The 1,324-nt window shown below is 57.5% G+C and carries 1 protein-coding gene; it reads left to right on the top strand.

Annotation, left to right across the window (positions count from 1 at the left end; genetic code table 11):
- Positions 1 to 38 precede the first annotated feature (38 nt).
- Entirely contained in the window at positions 39 to 1,070 is a 1,032-nt protein-coding gene (locus tag G3436_RS22610; protein WP_163949692.1) for an IS110 family RNA-guided transposase, read from the top strand.
- Positions 1,071 to 1,324 lie beyond the last annotated feature (254 nt).

Raw genomic sequence — 1,324 nt, 5'->3', positions numbered from 1 at the left:
CTAAGCTTTCACTCGGGGGATCTACGGAGACCGCCGCCATGAACACTCGCAACCTTACTATCACCAGTATTGATCTGGGTAAAAACTGCTTCCATCTGCACGGGCAGGACGACCGTGGGCAAGAGCTGTTCCACCACAAGCTTTCTCGGGCGAAGGTATTTGCCTTCATCGCTAACCTGCCGCCATGCATCGTCGCCATGGAAGCCTGTGGTGGGGCGCATTTCATGGGCCGGTTCGTCGCCAGTTGCGGACACACGCCCAAGCTCATCGCGGCGCAGCATGTACGCCCTTATGTCAAAAGCAACAAGAACGATTTTGCCGACGCCGAAGCCATCGGCGAAGCCGCCAGTCGCTCTGCCATGCGCTTTGTCGCCCTCAAGACCGAAGCTCAGCAGGCATTGAGCATGCTCAACATGACCCGTGAAGCGTTCATGCACGATCGCACCGCCACGACCAATCGCATCCATGCGTTTCTACTGGAGTGGGGCCTCGCCCTTGCCCCCAGCTTGAAATCGATTCGGACGCTGCCCACTGTTTTGGAGAGCCTACGAGCGCCACTTGCCGTCATTCATCTGCTTGAAGGGCTGCATGCTCATTTCAGCTATCTGGACGAGCGCGTCAAGGCCCTGACCAAGGAGCTTGAAGGCCAGGTCGCTGGAGATGATTTGGCTACACGGTTGATGACCATACCGAGTATTGGTCCAATCACCTCCAGCGCCCTGGCTGCATCGATTGGCGATGGCAAGCAGTTCAAATGCGGTCGTGACTATGCAGCATCGATAGGTCTGGTACCACGCCAGCACAGCACCGGAGGGCGGGCGAAATTGCTGGGTATCAGCAAGCGCGGCGACCGCAATCAACGAAGATTGCTGGTGCAGTGTGGCCACGTATTCATCAATAGCCTGGAGCGCCAGACCGGGAAACTGGCGCAGTGGGTGCGAGGCTTGCTGACTCGTCACCATCCAAACGTCGTGGTCTGTGCACTGGCGAACAAGCTGGCGCGGATTGCCTGGGCTGTGGCGTACAGCCACAAAGAATATGAGGCGGGATCAGACGTCATCAACGCCTGACCCCGCGTTACCGAGCACCACCCACCTGGTTTTGCGATGCTGGATAACAGATGACGTAAACGGCCTACCGGCCTGACGAAGAACCTGGGCTCCCACACGGCCTTCTAGGCCGAACTGAATAATCAGGATCGTCAGGCGCGATTTCCATCGTGGCGCGAAGGCCTACTTTCGACGCCGAATAGATTGCGGCAAGCCAACCACATCATCCAATTACAGTATTGCAGAAACGGGGGTGACCATAGATGTGGGAGCTG

Source organism: Pseudomonas brassicae (genome assembly GCF_010671725.1).
Lineage (GTDB): Bacteria > Pseudomonadota > Gammaproteobacteria > Pseudomonadales > Pseudomonadaceae > Aquipseudomonas > Aquipseudomonas brassicae.
The sequence above is the reverse complement of the archived record's forward strand: the minus strand, read 5'-3'. Positions and strand labels throughout refer to the sequence as shown.